This is a genomic window from Staphylococcus pasteuri, assembly GCF_003970495.1.
In the GTDB taxonomy this organism is placed as follows: domain Bacteria; phylum Bacillota; class Bacilli; order Staphylococcales; family Staphylococcaceae; genus Staphylococcus; species Staphylococcus pasteuri.
In genome coordinates, this window is the sequence record NZ_RXWW01000040.1 from 1 (window position 1) to 25908 (window position 25908).

Here is a 25908-nt window from a genome sequence, read left to right on the forward strand (position 1 = left end):
GCCATGGCTCCTTGGTCAAGCGGTTAAGACACCGCCCTTTCACGGCGGTAACACGGGTTCGAGTCCCGTAGGAGTCATACAAACAGAAGTGAAATATCGCTTCTGTTTTTTTATTTATCATATTATATATTATGGAGAGTTGTCCGAGTTGGCCGAAGGAGCACGCCTGGAAAGTGTGTAGGCGCCACAAGCGTCTCGAGGGTTCGAATCCCTCACTCTCCGTACATACGTAAAAATCAGTGAAAATCTGATGAGCTTGAAATAGGGGAACGTTGTTAAATCAACGTTCTTTTTTATTTTAGTGAAAATTTGTAACAATCTGTTTTGAAAATTTTGGTTAATATGTGGACAATATTATAAAAGAATTTGAAAGGTTGTCCGGTATGTTGTCCAATTAAAAGTTTATAACATTATCTAACTTTAAATCTTCAGCACTTTTTAATTCTTCTAATAAGTGGCTATACACACGCCATGATATTCCAAAGTTAGCATGCCCTAATCTTTTACTTACATATTGAACACTAAATCCTTTTGTTAATAACATAGATGCAATTGTATCTGTAAGTTTGAAAAAATTTAAATCTAATTTAATATTACTCTTCATCATCATCTAGTAAATCAGCTATATTTACTATGATTTCTTTCGTATTAGTATCAATCGATAGTTCATTGCTATAGCCAATAGATTTTACTTTAATGATGTCACTATCTGATTTTAAAACTAATTCAGCGTGTTGGTTTCTCTCCAAAATAACAAAAGTTTCATTATTACTTATGATTTCATGTCTAGAATTTAAACCATTAATTATAATATTCCAATTATTGAATTTCATTAAAAAACACTTCTTTAATTTAGTTTTTTATAAAGAAAATCCTAGAATCATACCCAAAGGTAAATTCTAGGATTAATTTATATAGGTCTTACATTGTTATGTCCTTAGATGAATAAATGTAGTTTATTTATTTTCAAATAAACCTTTGAAAAATTCTACTGCTTTTTTGATGATAGCTGTGATATTTTCCATTACTATTCACCTCCTATGTAAGCTACTTTTAATATAAATCATTTTTAATTATCATAGATTATTTATTCTTATTTTATAAATTTATTTTCATAAACGTAACATTTCTCTGCGAAATTAGACAGTTATGAATTCAAATGTGTTAACAAAGAGTGATATATCTTATTATTAAATTCAAATTTCTAAATTCAAGCTTTAATCACTGATAGAATGCGTTAAAATCGTTATAATTATCTTTGTAATGATAATTGGAGGAATGACTTGTGAACTTCTGGTTAAAAGATCAATCAGTAAAAAATAAAGATAAAATAGCTGTTACAGATGGCGCACATCAAATGACATTTAAGGAATTATATGATGATGCATTTCATTTAGCACAGCAACTACAAAACCTTAATCAAACGAGAATAGGGTTACATATAAATAATCGTATTGAATCTTTAGTATTGATACATGCATGTTGGCTCGCCAATATCGAAATTGCTATGATAAATACACGATTAACAAAGAATGAAATTATTGCTCAAATGAATTCTATACAAGTGAGCACAATAGTAACGACAACTACACTCGAAATGGATCAATTTGATATATATACGCTTGAGGATATTCAAAATTTATCTCCTCAAAATATAATTTCTAATGTATTTCAATTAGAAAACATTGCTTCTATCATGTTTACATCTGGCACTACTGGTCCTCAAAAAGCTGTCCCTCAAACTTTTGAAAATCATCTCGCAAGTGCAATAGGTTGTAAGGAAAGTTTAGGTTATAATCAGCAGACGATTTGGTTATCTGTATTACCGATATATCATATATCAGGTCTGAGTGTCATTTTAAGAAGTGTTATAGAAGGATTTACAGTACGTATTTTAGAAAAGTATAATACTGATACAATGCTTCAAATTATTCAAAATGAAAATATTACGCATGTTTCCCTTGTGCCACAAACTTTAAAATGGTTAATGGATGCTGGATTACAGAGTCCATATCAATTAGAAAAAATCTTATTGGGTGGTGCAAAGCTATCAGCAAATTTAATTCAACAAGCTTTAAACTATAAACTACCTATTTATAATTCATTTGGTATGACTGAAACGTGTTCACAATTTTTAACAGCAACGCCAGATATGTTAGCACAACGTTATGATACTGTAGGGGTGCCTAGTGATAATGTAGAAGTGAAAATTAAGCAGCCTAATCAAAATGGACATGGTGAATTATTAATTAAAGGAAACAACGTAATGAATGGCTATTTATATCCTGTTAATTTAACAGATACATTTGAAGATGGCTTTTTCAAAACAGGGGATATAGCTGAAATAGATGAAGATGGTTTTGTTATGATTTATGATCGACGTAAGGATTTAATTATCAGTGGTGGCGAAAATATATATCCTTATCAAATTGAATCTATAGCTAAATATTATCCAAACATTGAAGATGCTGTTTGTATTGGTCAATCAGATGATACGTGGGGACAAGTACCTATATTATATTATATTGCCGATACAAAACTTAATGAAATCGAATTAAAACAATATATGTTGGATCATTTAGCAAAGTACAAAGTACCAAAGGCATTTTATCAAGTTGAAGAATTGCCATATACTTCTACAGGTAAACTCCAAAGAAATAAAATGATACAAAAGGAAGCTAAAAATGATTATTAATCAATTAAATTTTTACTTATATAATCAGCCTTTTAAATCACCAATTGTAACGCCTAAAGTAAAATTAGAAACAAGAAAAACATTAGTCATTGAATTCATTGATAATCACGGGGATGCATATTTTGGAGAATGTAATGCATTTCAAACTCAATGGTATGATAATGAAACTATTGATTCCGTAAAAGAAAACATTAAACAATGGTATGATCGTATAAAGAATAAAGAAATAGCAACTTTTAAAGAATGGCAATCATCACTCGAACTTTTAAATGATTATCCAGCAGCAAGATGTACAATTATGATGGCTATCTATCAAAAATATTATAAACTTGAATCATTTAAAGTTCCGTATGGTGCAACTGTAAACGGTATGACTGAAATACAATTAAATCGTTTGGCTCAAACACAACCTAAGCGAATTAAATTAAAGTATTCAAATCAATTAATTTCAGACATCGATAATTTACAATCACTTAGTTTTAGTTTTGATTTAGCTATAGATGCCAATGAATCTCTTAATCTGACACAATATCAATCTATTAAAGAAAATATAGACCATGATATTCTTTATATTGAAGAACCATTTCAATCATTAGATGATATCAAACGCATTAATGGACAACCTTATCCACCTATTGCTCTTGATGAAAAGGCCACTTCCACTCAAGAAATCAAAAATATTATATCTGAATATCCAATAGAGGTAGTTATATTGAAACCATTCAGACTTGGTGGTATTGATCGAGTATTAGATGCAATACAAACCCTTCACAAAGAAGGGGTGAAAGTTGTGATTGGTGGTATGTATGAATATGGGTTAAGCCGATATTTTACCGCAATGTTAGCTCAACATGGGGACTATCCTGGAGATGTGACACCAGCGGGTTATTATTTTGAAAATGATTTTTTAGAAAATGAAGGTATATTAAAAGAGGGAGTGATAGAATTCATTCCCCCTGTAGTTAATCGTACAAAATTAGAATGTATTAATGATGATTGTGTTTAGCATGATGTGATTTTGATTTGTTTTTTGCAAGTGGCACTGGATCGTATCCACCTTTGTGTAAAGGATGACATTTTAATATTCGACGTATACCTAAGTATAATCCTTTGAATGCACCATGATATTGTATCGCTTCTCGTGTATATTCTGAACATGTTGGATAGAATCGACACGTTGGTGGCGTTAATGGTGAGATAAAACGTTGATAAAAATGTATTAAGGCAAGAAATAATTTTTTCATAATAATGCCTCCGAGCAAATTTTAGAATATAGGTATTTTAACATATTATAAAGGGATGTGATGTACATGAAGTTTTTAGATAAAGACCAAAGAGAGGTACACCTAACATATAAAACAAATAAAGATGTTCCTACGGGTAATCATGTACTTGCTATTCCAGTATATCAACATCAATTATTGTTTACTCGTCATAAAATTAGAGGTATTGAATTCCCTGGTGGAAAAAGAGAACGCAATGAAACTAGTATTGATGCTATACGGAGAGAATTGTATGAAGAAACTGGTGCACATGCAATAGATATCAAATATATAGCACAATATAAAGTTGAAACAAATAGTAATATAGATTTTGTGAAAGATGTATATTTTATACAAGTTGATACGCTAAAACAACAATCTGACTATCTAGAAACAGATGGTCCATGTTTATTTCAATCAGTTGAATCAATTCCTGATAATAAAAAAAGCTTTTTACTTAAAGATGATGCTATCTTGCATTGTTATGAAAGGGTGAAGGCACTTGGATTTTATTAAAGTTAAAAAAATGCCAATAGAGATGAGGACACATCATTTTGATGAAATAACCTATCAAGTTGATCATCTTAATGTCAAAGCTTTAATGATGACTCCATTTAAAAAAGTAAAACGCATTGTTATCTATTTGCGAGGTGGTAAAGGACAAGTAGGGCGTGTCAGAGCTGCAAGGCTCATGCAATTTGCTAATGAAGAAACTCTAGTTGTAGGTCCATATTATAGAGGGAACAATGGTAGTGAAGGCAAAGATGAATTTTATCGTGGAGATTTAAATGATGTCACAGAACTTATTCGTCTACTGCATTCAAAATATCCAAAAGCTTTTGTACATATGATTGGTTTTTCACGTGGTGGTTTACAAGGATTATTAACTTTTCAAGATTTACCTGTAAATAGTTATATAATATGGGGTGGAGTATCTGATGTTCATTTAATGTATGAGGAACGTGTTGATTTGAGAGGGATGTTAAGACGAATGGTTGGACATCCTATTAAAGATGCTCAAAATTATACTGATAGAGAGGCAATACATAACATTACGCCACAAAGCCCGCCAATACTTATCGTTCATGGTGGAAATGATAAGCAAGTTGGTATACATCAAGCTTATTATTTAGAACGACGCTTAAATGAGATTGGAGCATACTTTGATACTTTTTATCAAATGAAAGAAGGACATGTACCACGCCCGTTTGCTTTGAAAGAAACACTTGAATATATTCATCAATGGATGAATCAAATTGAAAATGATAAAGATAACGAAAGCGCAACAGAATGATGTTTCTGTTGCGCTTTAACTCTTATTTATTAAATGCACCTTTATCTGAAATATGTTCTACTTCAGAGCCGAATTTTTTGAAGTTTTCTTCAAAACGTTGAATTAAGTCATTAGCTTGTGCTTTATATTTTTCAGGGTCACTCCATGCATTAATTGGATTTAAGATAGTTTTAGGAACATCTTCTACTTCCACTGGAATATTTAATCCAAATGAAGCATCTTTAGTATATTCTGCATTTTTTAATTTACCTGAAATAGCTTGGTTAACCATTTGACGTGTATAATGTAAACTTATTCTTCTACCAACGCCATATTTACCACCTGTCCATCCTGTGTTAACAAGGTAAACATCAACATCATGCTTATCAATTAATTCACCTAATAAATCAGCATAAACTGTAGGATGTAATGGTAAGAATGGTGCACCAAAGCAAGTAGAGAATGATGGTTCAGGTTCAGTAACGCCACGTTCTGTACCAGCTAATTTAGATGTGAATCCACTTAAGAAGTGATACATTGCTTGGTCTTTAGTTAATTTTGAAATTGGAGGAATGACACCAAAAGCATCCGCTGTTAAAAAGATAATTGTATTAGGATGAGCTGCTTTGGAAGGTAATACAATATTATCTATATGGTGAATAGGGTATGCCGCTCTTGTGTTTTCAGTGAATTTATTATCATCAAAATCAACCGTGCCATCATTTTTGACAACTGTATTTTCTAAAATAGTACCATATTTAATTGCATCGAAAATTTGTGGTTCTTTTTCTTTTGAAAGGTTGATTGCTTTAGCGTAGCAACCTCCTTCGATATTGAACACACCATTTTTATTCCAGCCGTGTTCGTCATCTCCAATTAATTTTCTATCAGGATCAGCTGATAATGTTGTTTTACCAGTACCTGATAAACCAAAGAATAATGCTACGTCACCTTTATTACCAACATTTGCTGAGCAATGCATACTCATAATATCTTGCATTGGTAATAAATAGTTCATAACTGAGAATATACCTTTTTTCATTTCGCCAGCATATTCAGTACCACCAATTAAAATGACTTTATGTTTGAATGAAACGATAACAAAAGTTTCTGTTTTTGTACCATCGACTTCTGGGTCAGCTTTAAAATGAGGTGCTGATACAATGGTAAAGTCTGATTTGATTGATTTAGCTTCTTCTTTTGATTCAGGACGTATAAACATATTATGTGCAAAAAGATTATGCCAAGCTAATTCATTAATTACAGTTAGTTTTAAGCGTGAATCTTTGTCACTTCCAGCGTAACCATTAAATACGTATAGTTCATCTTTCTTACCTAAATAATTTAATACTTTGTTATAAAGTTTTAAAAATGTTTCTTCATCTATCGGCTGATTAACGTCTCCCCAATCAACATTATCTCTATATGAAGGTTCTGTAACGATAAACTTATCTTTAGGTGAACGCCCAGTGTATTTACCGGTACTTGCATTAATAGCGCCCAACTCAGTAAGTTCACCTTCATTATTATCTAAGATTTTATTGTAAAGTTGAGTTGTAGATAATTGAAACTGTGTAGATGGTTTTTCTAATAATTGTTTGATTTTAATAGTTTCAGAGTATGTATCGATCGACATACTTAATCCCTCCAGATAGTTGTAATGTAAGCCTTTACATTTCAATAGTATAACATATTAAGTTAATTAATCCACCGTAAATTTTCATTAAAATAACTTAATTCTAAAATTGACATTAATTCGCTAATTATGTAGTATTAATTTTAACGGATTCTCTTATCCTGAGTGGTGGAGGGACATGGACCCAATGAAACCCAGCAACCTCTTTTTTGTATAGAAAAGAAAGGTGCCAAACCGTTTGCAGACCTATATTGTCTGAACGATAAGAGCGAATGGACGTATAAGAGCCTTCTCTCTATCTAGATACTAGTTAGCAGAAGGCTCTTTTATTTAGCTCAAATAAAAGAGAATTATCGTAATAAATTTTTAAAAGGAGCAAAACATGACTAACAATAAACGATTATTCACGTCAGAATCAGTAACTGAAGGACACCCGGATAAAATAGCCGATCAAGTTTCCGATGCCATTTTAGACGAAATTCTTAAAGATGACCCTAATGCGCGTGTAGCATGTGAAACAACAGTAACTACAGGTATGGCTTTAATTTCTGGTGAAATTTCAACAACAACTTATGTTGATATCCCTAAAGTAGTAAGAGAAACAATTAAAGAAATTGGTTACACACGTGCAAAATATGGTTATGATTCACAAACAATGGCTGTATTAACAGCAATTGATGAACAATCACCAGATATTGCACAAGGTGTAGATAAAGCATTAGAATATCGCGATGATATTACTGAAGAAGAAATTGAAGCAACAGGTGCAGGAGATCAAGGTTTAATGTTTGGTTATGCAACTAACGAAACAGATACGTATATGCCTTTACCAATTTTCTTATCACACCAGCTAGCTAAACGTTTATCAGATGTTCGTAAAGATAAAATACTAGATTATTTACGTCCAGATGGTAAAGTTCAAGTAACAGTTGAATATGATGAAAATGACAAACCAAAACGTATTGATACAATTGTTGTTTCAACACAACATGCTGAAGATAAAACATTAGAAGATATTCAAAATGACATTAAAGAACATGTCATTTATCCTACTGTTCCAGAAAATTTACTAGATGATCAAACAAAATTCTATATCAATCCAACAGGAAGATTTGTAATTGGTGGACCTCAAGGTGATGCAGGATTAACAGGTCGTAAAATTATCGTTGACACTTATGGTGGATATGCTAGACATGGTGGAGGATGCTTCAGTGGTAAAGATCCAACTAAAGTAGACCGTTCTGCCGCATACGCAGCAAGATACGTTGCTAAAAATATTGTTGCAGCTGAATTAGCTGAACAATGTGAAGTACAACTTGCATACGCTATTGGTGTAGCTGAACCTGTGTCAATCTCAATTGATACATTTGGTACAGGTAAAGTCAGTGAAACAGAATTAGTAGAAGCAGTTAGAGAGAACTTTGACTTAAGACCTGCAGGAATTATTAAAATGTTAGAGTTGAAACAACCTATTTATAAACAAACTGCTGCGTACGGTCATTTCGGACGTACTGATGTTTTATTACCTTGGGAAAAATTAGATAAAGTCAACGTTTTGAAAGATTCAATAAACCAAGCCTAAAATAATTAAAATATTTGGGATAGGTAAAATATAATCAATTAAATTATAACGAAATGTCGAAAATAACATAGTTATGATTTATAATTGATTGTATTGATAATTTAAAAGGAGCGTTGATGTGATGAGTTTATCTTCACCCATTGGAATAGGATTAATCGTTGCAGTAGTGATTGCAATTATCTTTTTTGTTTTATTTTTAATCACGTTAAATAAAAAGAAAAAGATAAAGAAACAAACTGAAGAAGAATATCAACAAAAAGAACAAAACTTAAAAGCATCTCATGAGGAAACATTAGAAAAAGAACGTATAGAAAACAAAAAGACAGTCACTAAACAAAAAGAAGATTATGAAGCTACAGTAAGTAGTAAAGAAAGAGAAATTGATGCATTAAAATTATTCTCTAAAAATCATAGTGAATATGTTACAGACATGAGATTAATTGGTATTCGTGAACGTCTTGTTAATGAAAAGCGTATTCGCCCAGAAGATATGCATATAATGGCAAATATTTTCTTGCCAACTAATGAATTTAATAATATTGAAAGAATTAGTCACCTCGTATTAACACGAACTGGTTTATACATCATTGATTCTCAATTATTAAAAGGTCATGTTTATAATGGTATTAGTGGCGCACAATTTTCAGAGTTACCAACTATGGAACAAGTATTTAATACGCTAGATTTAGATAAATCTACGCCACAAACATTGGTATTAGATCAAAATGATGATCAAAAATCATTATCATTTGTTAACTATTCAGATAAAATTCAGCAAATACAACAATTAGCTGGAGATTTACAAAATAAATTGAATACTAAATACACACCAACTTCTATTTTATACTTTAATCCTAAAAATGAAGATGATGTAACGATTTCAAATTATGCTCAGAATAGTAATGTAAAAGTATTAGTTGGACCTGAACAACTTAACGAATTCTTTAATAAATTTGTATTCCATGGACGTATTCAATATAACGTCGATGATTTACAAGATATTATGGATAAAATTGAATCATTTAACTAATTATTTTAGCTAGTAGGGTGTATGACACTTTACTAGCTTTTTTATAATATTGAATTTTAATCATCGGATACGGGTATAGATAATGTATAAATATTTTTATATGTAAGGAGTGAAAATCCATGGATAAAATTAAATTTTATAATGGTCATGAAATGCCAAGAGTAGGACTAGGTACGTTTAGAGTCGAAAATAATGATGATTGTACTAAGGCTGTTAAACATGCTATAGAGAATGGTTATAGAAGCATTGATACAGCAAAAGTTTACGGTAATGAAGAAAAAGTAGGACAAGGTATTAAAGAAGGATTAGAAACTACAGGTCTAAAACGAGAAGACTTATTTATTACTTCAAAATTATGGTTAGAAGATTTTGGTAGAACTAATGTAGAGGATGCGTATGAAGGTAGCTTAAAAAGATTAGGCTTAGATTATCTGGATTTATATTTAATGCACTGGCCAGGTACTAACGAAGCACTAATGATAGATACATGGCAAGGGTTGGAAGATTTATATAAACAAGACCGTGTTAAAAATATCGGTGTAAGCAATTTTAATGTAGACCATTTTGAAGCACTACTAGCACAAGTATCAATAAAGCCTGTCATCAATCAAGTTGAATTTCATCCATATTTAACACAAAGTTCATTAAGACAATATATGGAAGTTCAAAATATTGTTATGGAATCATGGTCACCATTAATGAACGCACAAATTTTAGATGATGACACTGTTAATGCTATTGCAAAAGAAATTGATCAATCACCTGCACAAGTGATTATTCGTTGGAATTATCAACATGATGTAGTAGTTATCCCTAAATCAGTAACACCACATCGTATAGATGAAAATTTAGATATTCTAAACTTCAAACTTAACGAAGATCAAATGAATCGTCTTGACCAATTAAATGAAGATAGAAGAATTGGTCCTGATCCTGCAGAATTTAACGGACAATAAATTCAATTAAAGCCACGTTTCTCATAAAGAGGACGTGGCTTTAAAAGTATCTTCTTCTATTTTTTAAATAAGGTGATAAGCTAAATAACAGCTTAAGAATGATCCTATGAATTGAATAGTAGAATATACAATAAATAATGTAGGTTTGAATTTAGGTGATAACATTCCGACGAGTTCATTAGAGAGGGTAGAAAATGTAGTTAAACCTCCTAATATACCTGTGATTAAAAAAGGGTTTATCCATTGTATATGTAATGATAAACCAGATAGGGCACCAATGAATATACAACCTACAATATTAACTATAAGCGTACCTATTGGCAACACAGATTGAAACTGATTGAAGTAGTTAGAAATACTAGCACGTAGAATTGCTCCAATACCTCCACCTAACATGACTAACAAAATTGTAGTAATCATAAACGTTCACCTAATTTCTTACCTAATAAACATAATAAAATACAAAGAATATAACTAATCACTGCATAAATAATAAATAACATCCAGTTTTGTTGATTGTACATTTGAACTAATTCAAATTGAAAAGTAGAAAATGTAGTTAAAGCTCCCATAAAACCTGTTGTTATAGCTTTTTTAAATAGAGGATGTGTTTGAAATAATTTAATCGATAGTGCTGTGAAGAATCCCATTAAAAAAGCACCGGTGATATTAGCAGTTAATGTACCAATTGGTAATGGGTGGCCATGGTTAAAAAATGATAACAAATATCTTAATAAAGCACCAAACGCACCACCTACAAAAATGTATAAATATTGCAAAGTAATAACTCCTTTAAAAAACATTTACTTAAATAAAAGAACCACTTCAATCTGAAATGGCTCTAACAAATAAAGTATACGTCAATAAATTTTAAGAAAGGAATCCGTAAGTATTTAATGACGACACAATATGAATAATAATCACAATAAGAATAATAAATGGTAATAGTTTACTACCAATTCTAATCCAACCTTGTTTGTCTCGTGAATGTTTAATGGATTTGTCCGCAAAAATGATTGAAATGATTAGAACAATGACATTAATGACACTACATGCAATAATTAATTTGACGAAAGAACCCAACACATTATTTAAAAATGGATTATTTGTATTAAAGAAAAAGCTTATCGCTAATAATAATAAAGTTATATAAAAGTAGAGTTTAGATTTTGACATGCGTAACCTCCTCGATGGATATCATTACAATATACTACCACTTTTTAGGATATGAGAATAGTATAAATGTATAGAAAATAAAATGTAAAATACAAAAATGCTTTTATATAGGCAAATAATTCGCTTACATTTCAAAAGCATGATATAAATTATTTATAAATGATTTGTTAACGAAAATAAAAACCAAAGATAAATCATATATGAATTTGATATTCAATACATTGGAAATCCAAATTTAGTATTGAAATTGAAGGAGGAATACATAGTGAGAAAACTAAATGTAGAAGTATTTGCGGATGGAGCAGATATCGAAGAAATGAAAGCTGCTTATAAAAATAAACAGGTTGATGGATTTACAACGAATCCTAGTTTAATGGCCAAAGCAGGCGTAACAGATTATAAAGCATTTGCGGAAGAGGCTGTTCGAGAAATTCCTGACGCTTCTATTTCATTTGAAGTGTTCGCAGATGACTTAGAGACAATGGCTAAAGAAGCGGAAATTCTTAAACAATATGGTGACAATGTTTTTGTTAAGATTCCAATTGTTACTACTAACGGTACTTCAACAATTCCATTAATCAAAGAATTATCTGCAAAACAAGTACGTTTAAATGTCACTGCAGTTTATACAATTGAACAAGTTAAAGAAATTACTGAAGCTGTCACAGAAGGAGTACCAACATATGTGTCAGTATTTGCAGGACGTATTGCAGATACTGGTGTAGATCCATTACCATTAATGAAAGAATCAGTAGAGATAACTCATAGTAAAAAAGGTGTTAAATTATTATGGGCAAGTTGCCGCGAATTATTTAATGTTATTCAAGCAGACGAAATTGGTGCTGACATCATTACTTGTCCAGCCGATGTAGTTAAAAAAGTTAACAATAATTTAGGTAGAGACGTTGAAGAACTATCAATTGATACTGTTAAAGGTTTTGCTAAAGATATCCAAAGTTCAGGATTATCAATTTTATAATTGCTTTAATTAGTGTCTTTATCGGATTAAATTTAAAAGCCAAGCTAGTGGCACTATTAGAATTGATTGTCTATAGTGTACACAAGGTTGGCTTTTTATTAATATAATTTGAATATTTGAATTGATTGAATTAGAAATTTCATCTATGATGTAAAGATAATCAAATAGATATGAGGTGCAATTCTAGCTATGGATAAAAATTCGTTTAGTGCTAGAGTAAAAAAGCAGTTATGGTTCTTAAATAACAAAGAGAAAGCTCAATTAAATGATGAAATTAGTAAAGTTAATCATAGTGATAGTGACACGTTGAATAAACCAATAAGGTTTTCAAATCAGTTTTTAAAAGATCATGTGTATAGCCAAAAACATATTAGTTCAGCTAGTTTATTTATATTATTGATTGGAATTGTATTTACATATGTCATTTTATTAGGTGCCTTTTTATTTGGCCTTATAACAAGTTTAACAGCGGTAAATTATTTCATTCATCCCCAGGTTAACTTATCAACTGTGACTGTTGTACTCATCATTATAGGCGCTATTATATTAATGTTAATAGCGATATTCTTAATTAAGAAAGTAACTGCATTTTTTACTAAAAAATTATTAGAATATAAATTTAATAAGAAGAATACGACTGTGTAATTAAATGGCAAAGAAGTAAACTTTCTTGCCATTTTTTTAATATAGCATGATAAGGTTCATCTACTAAAAGATGAGTAGCATTTGAAAACATAATTAAAGTGCCATTATTTTTGGTTTGTATACCAGTAATATGATAAGCGTTTATGTAATATTGAATGGGAGAACGACGATGTTTTAGAGGAAATAAAATGAGTTGATCACATACATAAATAGGAATTTTTTTGTTTATATGAAGTAAGCGTTTGGCGATTTTCTTTTGAAGAGGTAACGTTTTTTGATGTAATTCTAACATGTAGTCTAACGTATTGTTGATTGAAATAGGGAGAGAAATGTCATATTGCTTATATTGCCATTTAGTGGATAGCTTATCGCTTATTTCTGTTTGTATATATAGTAAGTTAGTAGTAGTTAAATGATTCATTGTTTCATTCCTTTTTAAGAGTATAATGTAAATGTTTTGAGATTTTAGATTGCACTGACTTCTTAATTTTTTTAATAGTTGTTAAAGATAGATGCATTCTTTCTGCAATTTCATATTGTTTATATCCAGATAATTTTAGTAATAGCCATTCCTTTTCTTTTGAGTTTAATAAATAATGAATATCTTGTATTAGTAGTGATTCATTATTGATGTGTTGATATGGTTCTATTTCACTTGAAATATAATCATCGATATCACTAGTTTTAATTTTGTTACTTTCTTTTCTGAATATATCAATAAGATAGTAGTTTAATCTGATGAATAGATAAGAGGAAAATTTGTTGGATTTTGAGGGTTTATAGTTATTCGATAAGTGCCACATTTGAATTAATAGTAATTGATAAAACTCGTCATAATTATAAGTGATTTGATACCTAGTTAACAAATAATGTATGATTTTGTTATACTTTTGATAAATAATATTAAATTCCAAGATTTACTCCAGTTTTATGTACATAAAAGTGTATATTTCCGGATACATTGAATTTAAAATAGATTGGGAAAATTTTCATTTGCTAAATTATTAAAATAGGTGTTAAATAGAAGTCATAGTAAATAAATATGTATTCAAAAACAACCAAAAACATGTCGTATTATTAATATAGAGCAAAATTTAATAGGAGGTACAAATGGATTACGCACACTTAAATTTAGAACATTTTTTCGCCCGTAATGATGATTTAGATAGAATTAAAGATCGTTCAGACTTTGTGATGATTAACAATTTCACTAATGAAATGAAGTATAGAGAAGGAAGTATTGAAGGAACAATAGACTTAAATCAATATTTTTATAAGAATAGATCACAAGCTGCAAGTTTCATAATGATGGATTATAAAAATCATAATAAATAAAAATGGGATGAGATTTAGACAATTTAATTGAATAGATATTGCTAAATGACAATAGTTAACATATTCAATACAGTTGATTGAAGTGTTAATCAATCTATTTAATGGATACAAAATCATGTCTATTTCTCTTTTTTTATACTCAAAAGTTTCAATTTTATTACTTTTTATTTATGAATTTGTAACAAAGTATATATTAAATTGTGATTCATAATTAATAATGTTAAACTTTATTATCGTAATACAAATGAAAAGTATAACAACATTGACCTAAGAGGTGTGAATATGACGAAGCACAAAAAGGGATCTATAGTTGCAATTTTAGGATTGCTTATCATATTTGCAGTAGGTGCTATTATCTTTTTCTCAATGGTTTCTGACCAAATATTCTTTAAACATGTTAAAGAACAACAAAAAGTTGAGAAATTAGATGTAACATTAGATAAAGCTGCGAAGAAACAAATAGACAACTATACGAGTCAACAAGTATCTAATAAAAATAATGATGCGTGGAGAGATGCATCATCAACTGAAATTAAAACAGCTATGGATAGTAGTCAATTTATTGACAATGACAAACAAAAGTATCAATTTTTAGATTTATCTAAATATCAAGGTATTGATGAAAAAAGAATTAAAAGAATGTTAATTGATAGACCAACTTTATTAAAACACACTGATGATTTTACAAAAGCAGCTAAAGAAAAACATGTAAATGAAGTTTACTTAATTTCACATGCTTTATTAGAAACAGGTTCTGCTAAAAGTGAATTGTCTAAAGGTGTAGAAATTGATGGTAAGAAATACTATAACTTCTATGGTGTTGGCGCATTAGATAGTGACCCTGTAAAAACAGGTGCAGAATATGCGAAGAAACATGGTTGGGATACACCGCAAAAAGCAATTTATGGTGGTGCAGATTTCATTCATAATCATTTCTTAAAACACGAAGATCAAGACACATTATATAGCATGAGATGGAATCCTAAAAATCCAGGTGAACATCAATATGCTACAGATATTAAATGGGCTGAAAGTAATGCCAGTATCATTGCTGATTTTTATAAAGACATGAAAACAGAAGGTAAATACTTCAAACTTTATGTGTATAAAGATGATAAAAGTCATTTAAAAGATAATAAATAATAATCTATTTGAATGTTTAATTTTCTAATAAGAATAAAATCAAGTTTGAATTTTAAATAAAAAAGGATATGTAATTTAACCTGCGGCATTTAATTGGCGCAGGTGTTTTTTATGTGCTGATTATTTGGCTTTGTTGTTTCTTGTTATCCAAGCAAATATAATAACTGTCAGAACTATGATTTTTGCCACTAATTTCATATCAATCACCTCATAAAGAAATTTTATCACAGATGATAGAAGATTAAACTTTGCCTGATTAGGATATATAAGAAATAATGTGAAATCAATAACAACAGTTATAAAATCTCTGAAATATATATGTTGTTGTAATCAAATTAGAGATATAGAAATGAAAAAAGGATGATGTCATAATGCGTGTAGCTATAATTGGTATGGGCACTGCAGGTGTTAGTGTTTTACGACAACTTGTAAAACATGAACATTTTGAAAAATTAAAAGTAGATGTCTATGATGACCGTATAAATATGGGACAAGGAGTTCCATTCCAAAATGATAGTAGTGAATTATTAATCAATTTACCTTCTAAAAAGATGAGCTTGAATTTAGACGATGAAGAAGAATTTTGGAAATGGTATCAAGATCAAAATGAATTTGTATTCGATAATCCTACATATCTACCGAGATTTGTATTTGGACATTATATGAAATCATACTTGTCTCAATTTAATAATCAATATGAAAATATTACAATCATTAACAATAAAGTTCATGAAGTTTTTACAAGTTCTAAAGTTGATGAAACGAATCTAAAATATTATGTTTGTACGTCAGATGATATGAAAGAATGGAGAGAATATGATTATTTATTCTTAACTTTTGGCACTTTTGCATATCATGATCCATATCGACTAAAAGGGATAGATGGGTTTAAACCGACACCTTATCCTACATATCATTCTCTCGATGATGTTAGTGAAAATGATAGTATTGCAATTATAGGAACTGGACTGGCAAGTTTAGATGTCATCAGATATGTTTCTGCTCACCATCCTAAATTGCCTATACTAATGACAAGTCGTTCAGCAAATTTACCTAGTGTAAGAGGTAAAATGGTTGATATAGAATTTACTCATTTAACTAAACAACGATTCAATGATATACAAGCTCAAAATTATGGCAATGTGCCTTTAGATACAGCAGTTGATTTATTTTTAAAAGAATGCAAAGATTATGGCATTAATTTTGAAAAACTAGTTAATAGAAGAACTGGAGACCACATTAAAGATTTACAATTTGATTTGGAACATGAAAAGGAAATTGGCATATTTCAAAGTATCGTTGAACTGTTAAAAGAGAATTTAAATTGGATTTGGAATAGTTTAAGTATTGAAGATCAACAAGAATTTAATCGTCGTTATACAAAAATAATTCAACTTAATTCCAATCCTATGCCTCCTAGAACTGCCCGTTTACTTATAGATTTATTAGAAAACGAAGCATTAATTATTCGTAAAAATTTAAGAAACATTTATCACGACGATGGATTATTCCATTTACAATATGAAGAGGAAAAAGATATTGAAGATTTTGATGTGGTTATTAACGCTACTGGTTCTAAAACTCATTTAAATGAACTGGATGAAGATGATCAATTAATACTAAATCTTGAAAATAGACAAATTGTTCAGGCACATCCAATGGGCGGTATTCAAATCATACCAGAGACAAACCAAGTGATTAGCCCTAGATTTGGTACACTAACGAATGTTATTGCTATAGGTCAAATGACTAATGGGGTTAATAAACTTAGAAACGGTGTCAAAATGATTGTGAATCAAGTAGCCAACGCTGTTGATAGATTATATGAAACACAACAAGATTTGGATAACCTTGATAAAGAGAATCATTAATCCTTAAATATCTAATAAAATTAAATACTTATCTGGTATTTGATTATAGTTAAAAATAAAATTTGATAATTAAAATTAAATCTATCTCTTTAATTAAGTACAATGTATAGTAATTGTTTTTTTGAAATAGGTGTAGTAGAATTTGAATTGTAGTCATTGAGATTACGATACTCAATTAACCTTTAACAATTTCATATTCAATTCTTTCGGGGCAGGGTGTAATTCCCAACCGGCAGTGATAAAGCCTGCGACCTGCTAACATTTGTTAGTGGCTGATCTAGTGAGAATCTAGAGCCGACAGTTAAAGTCTGGATGGGAGAAAGAATGACGATTATCGACACTAACATATATTTGTATAAGTATGTGTTTAATGAAGTATGTTTATGTTAAGTATAAATATGCTTTTATAAAGATATATAAATTGCCTTATGCCTTGAAACAATAATTTTCAATGGTATAAGGTTTTTTAATTTTAGAGGTGATATATTGAGTAATTTTATGAATTATGCCATCCAACTTGCACAAATGGTTGATGGTCAAACTGGTGTAAATCCACCTGTAGGTTCTGTAGTAGTCAAAAATGGCAGAATTGTAGGTATTGGTGCACATTTGCGTAAAGGCGATAAACACGCTGAAGTTCAAGCCTTAGACATGGCGAAATCAGAAGCAAAAGGTGCAACAATATATGTATCATTAGAACCATGTACACATCATGGCTCTACTCCTCCTTGTGTAAATAAAATTATAGAAGCAGGAATTCAAAAAGTGATTTATGCTGTTAAAGATACAACATTAATATCACAAGGTGATGACATATTACAAAATGCAGGTATTGAAGTTGAATTTCAATATAACGCTGTAGCCGCACAACTATATCAAGATTTCTTTACTGCTAAACGTAATGAGATACCAGAATTAACAGTTAAAGTCTCAGCAAGCTTAGATGGGAAACAGGCTACAGATAATGGTGAAAGTAAATGGATTACTAACAAAGATGTTAAAAAGGATGTCTATCAATTACGTCATAACCACGATGCAGTATTAACAGGAAGAAAAACGATTGAAGCAGACGATCCTTTATATACTACTCGGATTGAAGATGGTAAACATCCTGTTCGTGTCATTTTAAGTAAAAGTGGTAAGTTGGATTTTCAACAACAACTTTTCAATGATGACTCATCTCCAATTTGGATTTACACAGAGAATAAAACGTTAACAACAGAAAAAAATAATATAACTATAATATATATGAATCAATGTGATATTGAGTCAATTTTGAAAGACTTATATCAAAAAGGTATCGGGAAATTGTTAGTCGAAGCAGGTCCCGAAATTACTTCAGAATTTCTCCAATCTGATCATCTAGATCACCTAGTACTTTATTTTGCCCCGAAAATAATAGGTGGTTCTGGTAAATATCAATTTTTCAAAACTGATAAAACGATAGCACTACCAGACACTACACAATTTGAAATTGTTAATTCCACGTTAATTAATCAAAATATTAAATTAATCTTGCGAAAGAAGTGATTGCAGGTGTTTACAGGCATCATTGAAGAAGTTGGTACTGTTCAACAAGTTCGTACTCAGCAATCAGTTAGAACTTTAGTTATTGCTGCAGACAAAATATTAGAAGATGTGCATGTTGGCGATTCAATTAGTGTAAACGGTGCATGTTTGACTGTTATAGATTTTGATGAACAATCGTTTTCAGTACAAGTGATTAGAGGTACAGAAAATAAAACCTATCTTGCTGACGTACAGCGTCATACCGAAGTGAACTTAGAACGTGCTATGAGTGGAAATGGACGTTTTGGTGGCCATTTTGTTTTAGGTCATGTTGATGACTTAGGCACAATAATAAAAATTAATGAATCTGCTAATTCTATGATTATTAAAATTCAAGCATCCAAGTCATTACTTAATCAAATGGTTAAACAAGGATCTATAACTGTCGATGGAACAAGTTTAACTATTTTTGATCTCCATTCAGATGCTTTTGATATTCATCTGATTCCTGAAACAAGACGATCTACTATTTTATCGAATAAAAAGGTAGGAGATAAAGTTCATCTAGAATCAGATGTGCTCTTTAAATATGTAGAAAATATATTTAAGCAAAATAAATCTAATTTGACTGAAGAAAAACTAAAAGCATTTGGTTTTTAGGGGGAGGAAATAAAATATGGAATTCGACAAAATTGAACATGCATTAGACGCTTTAAAAAAAGGTTACAGTATAATTGTAGTTGATGACGAAGATAGGGAAAATGAAGGAGACCTTATTGCAATTACTGAATGGATGAAAGATGAAACTATTAATTTTATGGCTAAAGAAGCAAGAGGTTTAATTTGTTCACCAATTGGTTCAAGTATCAGTGATAAGTTATCTTTAAATCCAATGGAGACAAACAATTCAGATGTATTCGGGACTAATTTTACTGTAAGTGTTGATCATATTGATACAACAACAGGTATTAGTGCTCATGAAAGAACATTAACTGCGAGAGCTTTAATTAATGATGCATCTATAGCTGAAGACTTTAATCGACCTGGTCATTTGTTCCCACTAATTGCTAAAGACAACGGTGTACTTGAAAGAAATGGCCATACAGAAGCGGCAGTAGATCTAGCAAAAATGACAGGTGCTAAACCTGCTGGTGTTATTTGTGAAATTATGAATGAAGATGGAACAATGGCAAAAGGCGAAGATCTTCAAGCTTTTAAAGAAAAACATGGTTTGGTAATGATAACTATAGAAAGTTTAATAGAGTATCGACGTATTAATGAATCACATGTGAATTTAAATGCAAAAGTTAAAATGCCGACAGACTTTGGTACTTTTGATATGTATGGTTTTACGACTGACTTTAGTGATGAAGAAATTGTTGTAGTGACTAAAGGAGAGGTTCGTCCTCATGAAAATGTTCGTATCCATTCAGCGTGTCTTACTGGAGATATTTTCCATAGTCAAAGATGTGACTGTGGAGCACAGCTTGAAGCTTCAATGGAATATATTGAACAACATGGTGGAATGATTATTTATTTACCTCAAGAGGGTCGAGGTATAGGCTTAATGAACAAATTACGAGCATATGAATTAATAGAAAAAGGCTATGATACTGTAACTGCTAACTTAGCTTTAGGATTTGATGATGATTTACGAGATTATAATATTGCTGCACAAATTCTTAAATACTTTAACGTTGAAAAAGTAAATTTGTTAAGTAATAATCCTAAGAAATTTGAAGGCTTAACAGAATACGGTATTAATATTCAAAAACGTATAGAACTTATAGTACCAGAAACTAAATATAATCATGATTATATGACAACTAAAAAAGAAAAAATGGGACATTTAATTTAGGAGGATATTAAAATGAATTTTGAAGGTAAATTAATAGGTAAAGATTTAAAAGTAGCTATCGTAGTTAGTAGATTTAATGATTTTATCACTGGTAGATTATTAGAAGGTGCAAAAGATACATTTATTAGACATGATGTTGATGAAAGTAATATTGATGTTGCCTATGTACCAGGTGCATTTGAAATCCCTATGGTGGCAAGAAAACTAGCTCAAAAAGGTGATTATGATGCGGTTGTTACATTAGGATGTGTAATTAGAGGTGCAACATCACACTATGACTATGTTTGTAATGAAGTAGCAAAAGGCGTTTCCAAAGCAAATGAAGTAACAGATGTACCAGTCATATTTGGTATATTAACAACTGAAAGTATTGAACAAGCTGTTGAACGTGCAGGAACTAAAGCAGGTAATAAAGGTGCAGAAGCGGCAGTAAGCGCAATTGAAATGGCTAATTTAATAAAACAATTTTAATTATAAAAACTCGGTTGTTTTCAACCGAGTTTTGTTTTCTTATTTACGAATATATTTTGAAATTAAGCCTAAAATAGATGCAGATCCTAGTACAATTGCTGAAAATAATCCTGCTTTTTTAAGCGTTTCTGGCGTTGCGAATTCTTTTACAGCTAATGATAAGTTTTGAGGTCTTTCAGCTAATCTTCTCATAAAGTAAGCAAACCAATCATCACCATAAGGAACATAAACAGTGAAATGATAGCCTTCATTTGCAATTGATTGGGCTAGGTCAGAACGGAAACCGTATAACATTTGGAATTCCATTTGATTTTTTTCAATATGATTTTCTTTCATAAATTGTTTTACATGGCTAATGATTTCATGATCATGAGTAGCAACTGATGTAAAATTTTTTGCGTTTAAAAGACGTTTTTCGATAATTTTAATATAGTTAGCATCGATGTCTTCTTTAGTTTGGTACGCTATTGTTTCATCTTCTTTATATGCACCTTTTACTAATCTTAATCGTAAATTAGGGTATTTATCTATCAGTTTTTCGGCATCGTATAAATAACCTTGAATAACTGTTCCTACATTTTTAAATTCACCTTTTAATTTATCTAATACTTCTACAATTTGTTGAAGACTATCATATTTTTCAGTATCAATATTAATATGCATATTGTCATATTCGTTAGCTTTTAGTAAAATTTCTCTTAAATTTTGGTATGCAAGATCTAAATCGAAATTACTTCCTAACAAACTTAATTTAACAGACATATGTGCATCAACATTATATTGATTTATAGCTTCCATTATTTCAAGGATTTCTTCTTTAGCTTTTTGACTTTCTTTCTCAGTCGTAACAAATTCCCCTAAATTATCCACAGTAACTGAAATTTTATTTTCATTTAAATATTCAATTGTTTCTATCAATTGTGGAATTGTGTTCCCAGCAACAACTTTATTAGCACCCATTCTAGGACCGACTTGCTTAGCTGCGTCATTTAAATATTTGTTATTAGACAAAGCTATAAATATATTTTTAAAAACTCCCATCGTACATACCTCCATAACCCAATAACAATCATTGTTTAAAAATAGTGTATCATGAAACATTTATTCAAGAAAGCGTTTACATAAAGAAATTAATAAAATTTATTGCAAAATTACATCAAAAGTAAATGGTTTGATACCAAATAAATAAGTTGATTATTTAAAATGGCATTCAATTGTTATGTTTTGCTATAATTATGATACTAAAGACTATTGATAAAGGAGCAATTATAGAATGTGGAAGTGGGAAACTGAAAATGACGCGAAAGGCGTTGTTGTCATTGCTCATAATATATTAGAACATACAGGTCGATATGCTTATGTCATTACGATGTTAAGAAGAAATGGTTATCATGTTATTATGGGTGATTTACCTGGACAAGGACAGACATCTCGAGCAAATAAAGGTCAAATTGAAGATTTTAATGAATATCATGAAAATGTTCTAGAGTGGATTAAGATAGCCAACGAGTATAAAATTCCAACATTTGTACTTGGAGTTGGTTTAGGTGGATTAATATTATTAAATTTACTTGAACGTGTTGAATTACCTATTGAAGGTCTAATGTTAATTTCACCACTATTAGAATTTAATCAATCAGGCAAGGGTAGAAAGAATAAATTGCTTTCTAATGTTGGTAAAGCATCTAAAGATACTCGTTTTAAAATTGGTATCACAGCACAAGATTTAACTCGTAATGATGAGGTCATTGAAGAAACTGAAAATGATGCTTTAATGTTAAAAAAAGTGACATATCATTGGTATAACTTAGTCAGTGAAACAATGAAAGAAACAATGGAACACATTAAAGATATTAAATCACTACCGACATTAATTATGTTTGGTACAGAAGATATTATTTCTGATATTTCTGCCACAAAAGAACTAAAAGATAAGCTTGCTAATAATGAATTATATTATAAAGTATGGAATGGTCTGTATCATGAAATACATAATGAACCAGAACGTGATCAAGTCATGCGTTATGTACTTACATTTTTAAATAATAGTGTTAACACAATGGGCTTCATCGTTGAGGAAGAAGAGATAGAAGATATATAAACACCTACTTAAATAGTAGGATATTAATTCACTTTTTTATAAGGTTGATAGGCAAAAATACGTAAAATGTTTTTTAATTTGTAGTTGCAATTTTATTGTAGTATTGATATATTTTGTTTGGATAAAAAATATAATTTTAATATGTAAAGAGGCTATGTGTATTAAAGTGTTTCTAATTTTACAAAATTATATTTTTATTTATAACATATGCATATGTCTCAGTTAATCATTTCATTTATTAAGCATTCAGTTAAATTTGTACAAGCTATAAAGCATATTTTTTGATTAACCGATAGCGTCATTTCGGGGATCGGTTACTATAGGAAATATTAATTTATACTTGTAATTTGGGAGAGTTTACTATGAATCAAAGGGAAAATGAAAGAGTTTACGGTATTTTGCAATTAGACAAACTATTATCAGATGTTAGCTCTATTTTTGAAACAATTCAACGAGAATATGACATGTCAAAAGAAGAAATTTTAATTTTATTAAACCTATGGGAAAAAGGTTCAATGACGTTAAAAGAAATGGATGAGTTTGTTGAAATTAAGCCTTATAAACGAACAAGAACTTATAACAATTTAGTGAATTCAGAATGGATTTATAAAGAGCGTCCACAAGATGATGAACGTACAGTAATTATTCATTTCAACGAGAAACTTGCTAAACAAAAAGATGGATTGCTAGATTTTATTGCTAAGACGATTACAGGCAAATCAGAACATATGCAGACAAGTTTAAATTCAATTTTATCAGTTTAACATCTGAATAGTAAAAAAGGGTCCGAAGTAACTTCGGATCCTTTTACTATATTAAACGTTAGCACGTTTTTCTAATGCACATATAAAAGGCGCATTGTTTCTTTGATTAATGAACTGATATTGTAAAACGTGCGCTTGATTTTGATCTATTTGTACTAAATAATCCATTAAGGCATCACGTTCAATCTTACCTTCATCATGTCCATGGTATATCACTAAAATAATAATACCTTCGTTACTTAAAATATCAAAAATATTATTAATAGCACTAATAGTTGTATTAGGTGTAGTGACTATCGATTTGTCACCTTTAGGTAAATAGCCAAGATTAAATATAGCTGCATCAATTTTACCAATATGTTCAGCCTTAATATATTGTTTTACATTGTTATGACTATCTTTAATTAATTTTACATTAGAAAATGTAGCTACTTTCTGCTCTGTATTTGTGATTGCTAATTGTTGAATATCAAAACCATAAACAAAGCCGTTAGGTACATTTTGTGCAAGGAATAAGGTATCATTACCGTTGCCACAAGTAGCATCTATAACAACACTTGATTCAGTGATATGGCTTTGAATTAAACTTTTAGAAAAAGGTAATATACGTTCTAATTTCATGAATTCACCTTTTGCACAAATTTTTTACCTTGATAAGAATCACGACGTGCTAGTTCATTATCAATTTCATTTAAAACTTCCCATTTATTAACACTCCACATTGGACCTACCATTAAATCAATAGGGCCATCACCGGTAATTCGATGAATAATCATTTCTGGAGGTAAAATTTCAAGTTGATCACATACGAGATTAGTATAATCATCTTGTGACATAAACTCTAACATACCTTTTTCATATTGTTTCACCATTGGTGTACCTTTTAATAGGTGGAGTAAATGAATTTTGATACCTTGAACATCCATTTGTGCAACTTCTCGAGCAGTTTCCATCATCATTTCATAATCTTCCCCTGGTAAACCATTAATGATATGCGTACAAACATTGATATTGTGTTTACGTAGCTTAGCTACACCTTCATAATACGTTTGCATATCATGTGCACGGTTTATTAAATCAGAAGTGGATTGATGAACAGTTTGTAATCCAAACTCTACCCATAAATAAGTTCTCTCGTTTAATTCAGCTAAATATTCTACAACATCATCTGGTAAACAATCTGGACGTGTTGCAATTGATAAACCAACAACACCTTCTTCTTTTAATACTGGCTCATATTTTTCTTTTAATACTTCTACAGGTGCATGTGTATTTGTAAATGCTTGGAAATAGGCGATATATTGACCTTCGCTCCATTTTTCATGCATACGTTCTTTAATTTGTTGGAATTGAACTTCAATTGGGTCAGCACGATTTCCTGCAAAGTCGCCACTACCTGCAGCAGAACAGAATGTGCAACCACCATGCGCTACAGTGCCATCTCTATTGGGACAGTCAAATCCACCGTCTAAAGCTACTTTGAAAATTTTGCGACCAAATTTATTTTTCAAATGATAGTTCCAAGTATGATATCTTTTATCTTCAAAAGCATACGGGAAGTAATTACCCATAAGACATTTTCCTTTCTATTTTGTATCTAAGTAAAGATTTTAACATACTTT

30 protein-coding genes, 2 tRNA genes and 2 riboswitches are annotated in these 25908 nt (G+C 30.3%); of the genes, 20 read left to right on the top strand and 12 right to left on the bottom strand.

What is annotated here, in order from left to right; all coding sequences use genetic code 11:
- The first annotated feature begins 5 nt into the window (after window positions 1–5).
- Window positions 6–77, top strand: a tRNA-Glu gene (locus tag CD121_RS06235).
- A gap of 56 nt (window positions 78–133) precedes the next feature.
- Window positions 134–222, top strand: a tRNA-Ser gene (locus CD121_RS06240).
- Window positions 223–394: 172 nt separating this feature from the next.
- Here CD121_RS06240 and CD121_RS06245 read toward each other — a convergent pair.
- Entirely contained in the window at window positions 395–610 is a 216-nt protein-coding gene (locus CD121_RS06245; RefSeq protein WP_371683221.1) for a site-specific integrase, read from the bottom strand.
- The gene (locus tag CD121_RS06250) at window positions 594–833 is read right to left on the bottom strand and encodes a hypothetical protein (RefSeq protein WP_126567645.1); all 240 of its coding nucleotides are present in this window, start codon (window positions 831–833) and stop codon (window positions 594–596) included. Before CD121_RS06250 ends, CD121_RS06245 begins: the two co-directional genes overlap by 17 nt.
- A 452-nt stretch (window positions 834–1285) precedes the next feature.
- Between CD121_RS06250 and menE the strand changes: the two genes are divergently transcribed.
- Window positions 1286–2695, top strand: coding sequence for an o-succinylbenzoate--CoA ligase (gene menE / locus CD121_RS06255; protein WP_126567646.1), 1410 nt, complete (start codon window positions 1286–1288; stop codon window positions 2693–2695).
- Window positions 2685–3701, top strand: a complete 1017-nt coding sequence (gene menC, locus CD121_RS06260; protein WP_126567647.1) for an o-succinylbenzoate synthase — start codon at window positions 2685–2687, stop codon at window positions 3699–3701. The genes menE and menC overlap by 11 nt, the downstream gene beginning before the upstream one ends.
- Here the strand turns inward: menC and yidD are convergent.
- A complete protein-coding gene (gene yidD, locus CD121_RS06265; protein WP_017637320.1) occupies window positions 3682–3939 on the bottom strand; it encodes a membrane protein insertion efficiency factor YidD in 258 nt (85 codons plus the stop codon). The two genes, menC and yidD, sit on opposite strands and share 20 nt — an antisense overlap.
- A 66-nt stretch (window positions 3940–4005) precedes the next feature.
- Between yidD and ytkD the strand changes: the two genes are divergently transcribed.
- Both ytkD and CD121_RS06275 read left to right on the top strand, forming a co-directional pair.
- Window positions 4006–4473, top strand: a complete 468-nt coding sequence (gene ytkD / locus CD121_RS06270) for an RNA deprotection pyrophosphohydrolase (protein WP_126567648.1) — start codon at window positions 4006–4008, stop codon at window positions 4471–4473.
- Entirely contained in the window at window positions 4460–5251 is a 792-nt protein-coding gene (locus CD121_RS06275; RefSeq protein ID WP_126567649.1) for an alpha/beta hydrolase family protein, read from the top strand. Before ytkD ends, CD121_RS06275 begins: the two co-directional genes overlap by 14 nt.
- 22 nt (window positions 5252–5273) lie before the next feature.
- Here CD121_RS06275 and pckA read toward each other — a convergent pair whose 3' ends face one another.
- Window positions 5274–6866 carry a phosphoenolpyruvate carboxykinase (ATP) gene (gene pckA, locus CD121_RS06280; RefSeq protein ID WP_126567650.1) on the bottom strand — a complete coding sequence of 531 codons (1593 nt, stop codon included), beginning with the start codon at window positions 6864–6866 and terminating at the stop codon, window positions 5274–5276.
- A 153-nt stretch (window positions 6867–7019) separates the two neighbouring features.
- A riboswitch (SAM riboswitch) is annotated at window positions 7020–7135 on the top strand.
- A gap of 113 nt (window positions 7136–7248) precedes the next feature.
- On the opposite strand from pckA, the gene metK reads away from it, so the two are divergent.
- The 3 genes from metK (at window position 7249) to CD121_RS06295 (ending at window position 10434) form a co-directional block, all read left to right on the top strand.
- Entirely contained in the window at window positions 7249–8448 is a 1200-nt protein-coding gene (gene metK / locus CD121_RS06285; protein WP_017637316.1) for a methionine adenosyltransferase, read from the top strand.
- Between the two features lie 121 nt (window positions 8449–8569).
- Window positions 8570–9478 carry a nuclease-related domain-containing protein gene (locus CD121_RS06290; protein ID WP_017637315.1) on the top strand — a complete coding sequence of 303 codons (909 nt, stop codon included), beginning with the start codon at window positions 8570–8572 and terminating at the stop codon, window positions 9476–9478.
- 119 nt (window positions 9479–9597) lie between these two features.
- The gene (locus CD121_RS06295; protein WP_029055626.1) at window positions 9598–10434 is read left to right on the top strand and encodes an aldo/keto reductase; all 837 of its coding nucleotides are present in this window, start codon (window positions 9598–9600) and stop codon (window positions 10432–10434) included.
- A 63-nt stretch (window positions 10435–10497) separates the two neighbouring features.
- Here CD121_RS06295 and CD121_RS06300 read toward each other — a convergent pair whose 3' ends face one another.
- The 3 genes from CD121_RS06300 to CD121_RS06310 form a co-directional block, all read right to left on the bottom strand.
- Window positions 10498–10854, bottom strand: a complete 357-nt coding sequence (locus CD121_RS06300; RefSeq protein ID WP_117238939.1) for a fluoride efflux transporter FluC — start codon at window positions 10852–10854, stop codon at window positions 10498–10500.
- Window positions 10851–11213, bottom strand: a complete 363-nt coding sequence (gene crcB / locus CD121_RS06305; RefSeq protein ID WP_117238940.1) for a fluoride efflux transporter CrcB — start codon at window positions 11211–11213, stop codon at window positions 10851–10853. The genes CD121_RS06300 and crcB overlap by 4 nt, the downstream gene beginning before the upstream one ends.
- Before the next feature lie 91 nt (window positions 11214–11304).
- Window positions 11305–11610: a hypothetical protein gene (locus tag CD121_RS06310; protein WP_017638160.1), complete on the bottom strand. Its 306-nt coding sequence runs from the start codon at window positions 11608–11610 to the stop codon at window positions 11305–11307.
- Between the two features lie 265 nt (window positions 11611–11875).
- Between CD121_RS06310 and CD121_RS06315 the strand changes: the two genes are divergently transcribed.
- Together CD121_RS06315 and CD121_RS06320 are read left to right on the top strand one after the other, a co-directional pair.
- Window positions 11876–12589, top strand: a complete 714-nt coding sequence (locus CD121_RS06315; RefSeq protein WP_017638161.1) for a transaldolase — start codon at window positions 11876–11878, stop codon at window positions 12587–12589.
- A 189-nt stretch (window positions 12590–12778) separates the two neighbouring features.
- Window positions 12779–13234 carry a hypothetical protein gene (locus tag CD121_RS06320; RefSeq protein WP_107999784.1) on the top strand — a complete coding sequence of 152 codons (456 nt, stop codon included), beginning with the start codon at window positions 12779–12781 and terminating at the stop codon, window positions 13232–13234.
- Here the strand turns inward: CD121_RS06320 and CD121_RS06325 are convergent.
- Window positions 13209–13655: a competence protein ComK gene (locus CD121_RS06325; RefSeq protein WP_017638163.1), complete on the bottom strand. Its 447-nt coding sequence runs from the start codon at window positions 13653–13655 to the stop codon at window positions 13209–13211. The two genes, CD121_RS06320 and CD121_RS06325, sit on opposite strands and share 26 nt — an antisense overlap.
- A gap of 4 nt (window positions 13656–13659) precedes the next feature.
- Window positions 13660–14148, bottom strand: a complete 489-nt coding sequence (locus CD121_RS06330) for a sigma-70 family RNA polymerase sigma factor (protein ID WP_126567651.1) — start codon at window positions 14146–14148, stop codon at window positions 13660–13662.
- A gap of 196 nt (window positions 14149–14344) precedes the next feature.
- Between CD121_RS06330 and CD121_RS06335 the strand changes: the two genes are divergently transcribed.
- From CD121_RS06335 to ribH, 7 genes are all read left to right on the top strand, one after another.
- Window positions 14345–14569: a hypothetical protein gene (locus tag CD121_RS06335; protein WP_029055630.1), complete on the top strand. Its 225-nt coding sequence runs from the start codon at window positions 14345–14347 to the stop codon at window positions 14567–14569.
- 282 nt (window positions 14570–14851) lie between these two features.
- Complete coding sequence (sagB, locus tag CD121_RS06340; protein WP_017638292.1) at window positions 14852–15712, top strand: peptidoglycan release complex glucosaminidase SagB; 861 nt, start codon at window positions 14852–14854, stop codon at window positions 15710–15712.
- Window positions 15713–16083: 371 nt separating this feature from the next.
- Complete coding sequence (locus CD121_RS06345; RefSeq protein ID WP_017638291.1) at window positions 16084–17583, top strand: FAD/NAD(P)-binding protein; 1500 nt, start codon at window positions 16084–16086, stop codon at window positions 17581–17583.
- 198 nt (window positions 17584–17781) lie between these two features.
- Window positions 17782–17911: riboswitch (FMN riboswitch) on the top strand.
- A gap of 158 nt (window positions 17912–18069) precedes the next feature.
- Entirely contained in the window at window positions 18070–19113 is a 1044-nt protein-coding gene (gene ribD / locus CD121_RS06350; RefSeq protein WP_017638290.1) for a bifunctional diaminohydroxyphosphoribosylaminopyrimidine deaminase/5-amino-6-(5-phosphoribosylamino)uracil reductase RibD, read from the top strand.
- A 6-nt stretch (window positions 19114–19119) separates the two neighbouring features.
- The gene (ribE, locus tag CD121_RS06355; RefSeq protein WP_070454018.1) at window positions 19120–19752 is read left to right on the top strand and encodes a riboflavin synthase; all 633 of its coding nucleotides are present in this window, start codon (window positions 19120–19122) and stop codon (window positions 19750–19752) included.
- 16 nt (window positions 19753–19768) lie between these two features.
- Window positions 19769–20950 (top strand): 3,4-dihydroxy-2-butanone-4-phosphate synthase, encoded by a 1182-nt coding sequence (ribB, locus tag CD121_RS06360; protein WP_126567652.1) that lies wholly within the window; start codon window positions 19769–19771, stop codon window positions 20948–20950.
- A gap of 12 nt (window positions 20951–20962) precedes the next feature.
- Window positions 20963–21421 carry a 6,7-dimethyl-8-ribityllumazine synthase gene (gene ribH, locus CD121_RS06365; protein ID WP_070454014.1) on the top strand — a complete coding sequence of 153 codons (459 nt, stop codon included), beginning with the start codon at window positions 20963–20965 and terminating at the stop codon, window positions 21419–21421.
- A 39-nt stretch (window positions 21422–21460) separates the two neighbouring features.
- Here the strand turns inward: ribH and CD121_RS06370 are convergent, their stop codons facing one another.
- Complete coding sequence (locus tag CD121_RS06370) at window positions 21461–22462, bottom strand: proline dehydrogenase family protein (RefSeq protein WP_126567653.1); 1002 nt, start codon at window positions 22460–22462, stop codon at window positions 21461–21463.
- A gap of 232 nt (window positions 22463–22694) precedes the next feature.
- Here CD121_RS06370 and CD121_RS06375 point away from each other — a divergent pair, with 232 nt between their 5' ends.
- Both CD121_RS06375 and CD121_RS06380 read left to right on the top strand, forming a co-directional pair.
- Window positions 22695–23522 (top strand): alpha/beta fold hydrolase, encoded by an 828-nt coding sequence (locus tag CD121_RS06375; RefSeq protein ID WP_126567654.1) that lies wholly within the window; start codon window positions 22695–22697, stop codon window positions 23520–23522.
- Window positions 23523–23884: 362 nt separating this feature from the next.
- On the top strand, window positions 23885–24286 hold the full coding sequence (locus tag CD121_RS06380; protein WP_017638284.1) for a transcriptional regulator, SarA/Rot family: 402 nt from the start codon (window positions 23885–23887) through the stop codon (window positions 24284–24286).
- A gap of 51 nt (window positions 24287–24337) precedes the next feature.
- Here CD121_RS06380 and mnmM read toward each other — a convergent pair whose 3' ends face one another.
- Together mnmM and mnmL are read right to left on the bottom strand one after the other, a co-directional pair.
- Window positions 24338–24907, bottom strand: a complete 570-nt coding sequence (gene mnmM / locus CD121_RS06385; protein ID WP_070454011.1) for a tRNA 5-(aminomethyl)-2-thiouridylate-methyltransferase MnmM — start codon at window positions 24905–24907, stop codon at window positions 24338–24340.
- On the bottom strand, window positions 24904–25857 hold the full coding sequence (gene mnmL, locus CD121_RS06390; RefSeq protein ID WP_126567655.1) for a tRNA modification radical SAM protein MnmL/YtqA: 954 nt from the start codon (window positions 25855–25857) through the stop codon (window positions 24904–24906). The genes mnmM and mnmL overlap by 4 nt, the downstream gene beginning before the upstream one ends.
- Between the last annotated feature and the right edge of the window lie 51 nt (window positions 25858–25908).

Excerpts from the sequence above, each read along its gene's own strand:
- CD121_RS06370 (WP_126567653.1), bottom strand. The coding sequence starts at position 22,462 with ATGGGAGTTTTTAAAAATATATTTATAGCTTTGTCTAATAACAAATAT.
- ribH (WP_070454014.1), top strand. The coding sequence starts at position 20,963 with ATGAATTTTGAAGGTAAATTAATAGGTAAAGATTTAAAAGTAGCTATC.
- CD121_RS06325 (WP_017638163.1), bottom strand. The coding sequence starts at position 13,655 with ATGAATCATTTAACTACTACTAACTTACTATATATACAAACAGAAATA.
- pckA (WP_126567650.1), bottom strand. The coding sequence starts at position 6,866 with ATGTCGATCGATACATACTCTGAAACTATTAAAATCAAACAATTATTA.
- CD121_RS06290 (WP_017637315.1), top strand. The coding sequence starts at position 8,570 with ATGAGTTTATCTTCACCCATTGGAATAGGATTAATCGTTGCAGTAGTG.
- ribB (WP_126567652.1), top strand. The coding sequence starts at position 19,769 with ATGGAATTCGACAAAATTGAACATGCATTAGACGCTTTAAAAAAAGGT.
- metK (WP_017637316.1), top strand. The coding sequence starts at position 7,249 with ATGACTAACAATAAACGATTATTCACGTCAGAATCAGTAACTGAAGGA.
- CD121_RS06250 (WP_126567645.1), bottom strand. The coding sequence starts at position 833 with ATGAAATTCAATAATTGGAATATTATAATTAATGGTTTAAATTCTAGA.
- CD121_RS06295 (WP_029055626.1), top strand. The coding sequence starts at position 9,598 with ATGGATAAAATTAAATTTTATAATGGTCATGAAATGCCAAGAGTAGGA.
- CD121_RS06310 (WP_017638160.1), bottom strand. The coding sequence starts at position 11,610 with ATGTCAAAATCTAAACTCTACTTTTATATAACTTTATTATTATTAGCG.
- CD121_RS06300 (WP_117238939.1), bottom strand. The coding sequence starts at position 10,854 with ATGATTACTACAATTTTGTTAGTCATGTTAGGTGGAGGTATTGGAGCA.
- menC (WP_126567647.1), top strand. The coding sequence starts at position 2,685 with ATGATTATTAATCAATTAAATTTTTACTTATATAATCAGCCTTTTAAA.
- yidD (WP_017637320.1), bottom strand. The coding sequence starts at position 3,939 with ATGAAAAAATTATTTCTTGCCTTAATACATTTTTATCAACGTTTTATC.
- CD121_RS06380 (WP_017638284.1), top strand. The coding sequence starts at position 23,885 with ATGAATCAAAGGGAAAATGAAAGAGTTTACGGTATTTTGCAATTAGAC.
- mnmL (WP_126567655.1), bottom strand. The coding sequence starts at position 25,857 with ATGGGTAATTACTTCCCGTATGCTTTTGAAGATAAAAGATATCATACT.
- CD121_RS06375 (WP_126567654.1), top strand. The coding sequence starts at position 22,695 with ATGTGGAAGTGGGAAACTGAAAATGACGCGAAAGGCGTTGTTGTCATT.
- CD121_RS06335 (WP_029055630.1), top strand. The coding sequence starts at position 14,345 with ATGGATTACGCACACTTAAATTTAGAACATTTTTTCGCCCGTAATGAT.
- sagB (WP_017638292.1), top strand. The coding sequence starts at position 14,852 with ATGACGAAGCACAAAAAGGGATCTATAGTTGCAATTTTAGGATTGCTT.
- mnmM (WP_070454011.1), bottom strand. The coding sequence starts at position 24,907 with ATGAAATTAGAACGTATATTACCTTTTTCTAAAAGTTTAATTCAAAGC.
- CD121_RS06320 (WP_107999784.1), top strand. The coding sequence starts at position 12,779 with ATGGATAAAAATTCGTTTAGTGCTAGAGTAAAAAAGCAGTTATGGTTC.
- CD121_RS06345 (WP_017638291.1), top strand. The coding sequence starts at position 16,084 with ATGCGTGTAGCTATAATTGGTATGGGCACTGCAGGTGTTAGTGTTTTA.
- ytkD (WP_126567648.1), top strand. The coding sequence starts at position 4,006 with ATGAAGTTTTTAGATAAAGACCAAAGAGAGGTACACCTAACATATAAA.
- CD121_RS06245 (WP_371683221.1), bottom strand. The coding sequence starts at position 610 with ATGATGATGAAGAGTAATATTAAATTAGATTTAAATTTTTTCAAACTT.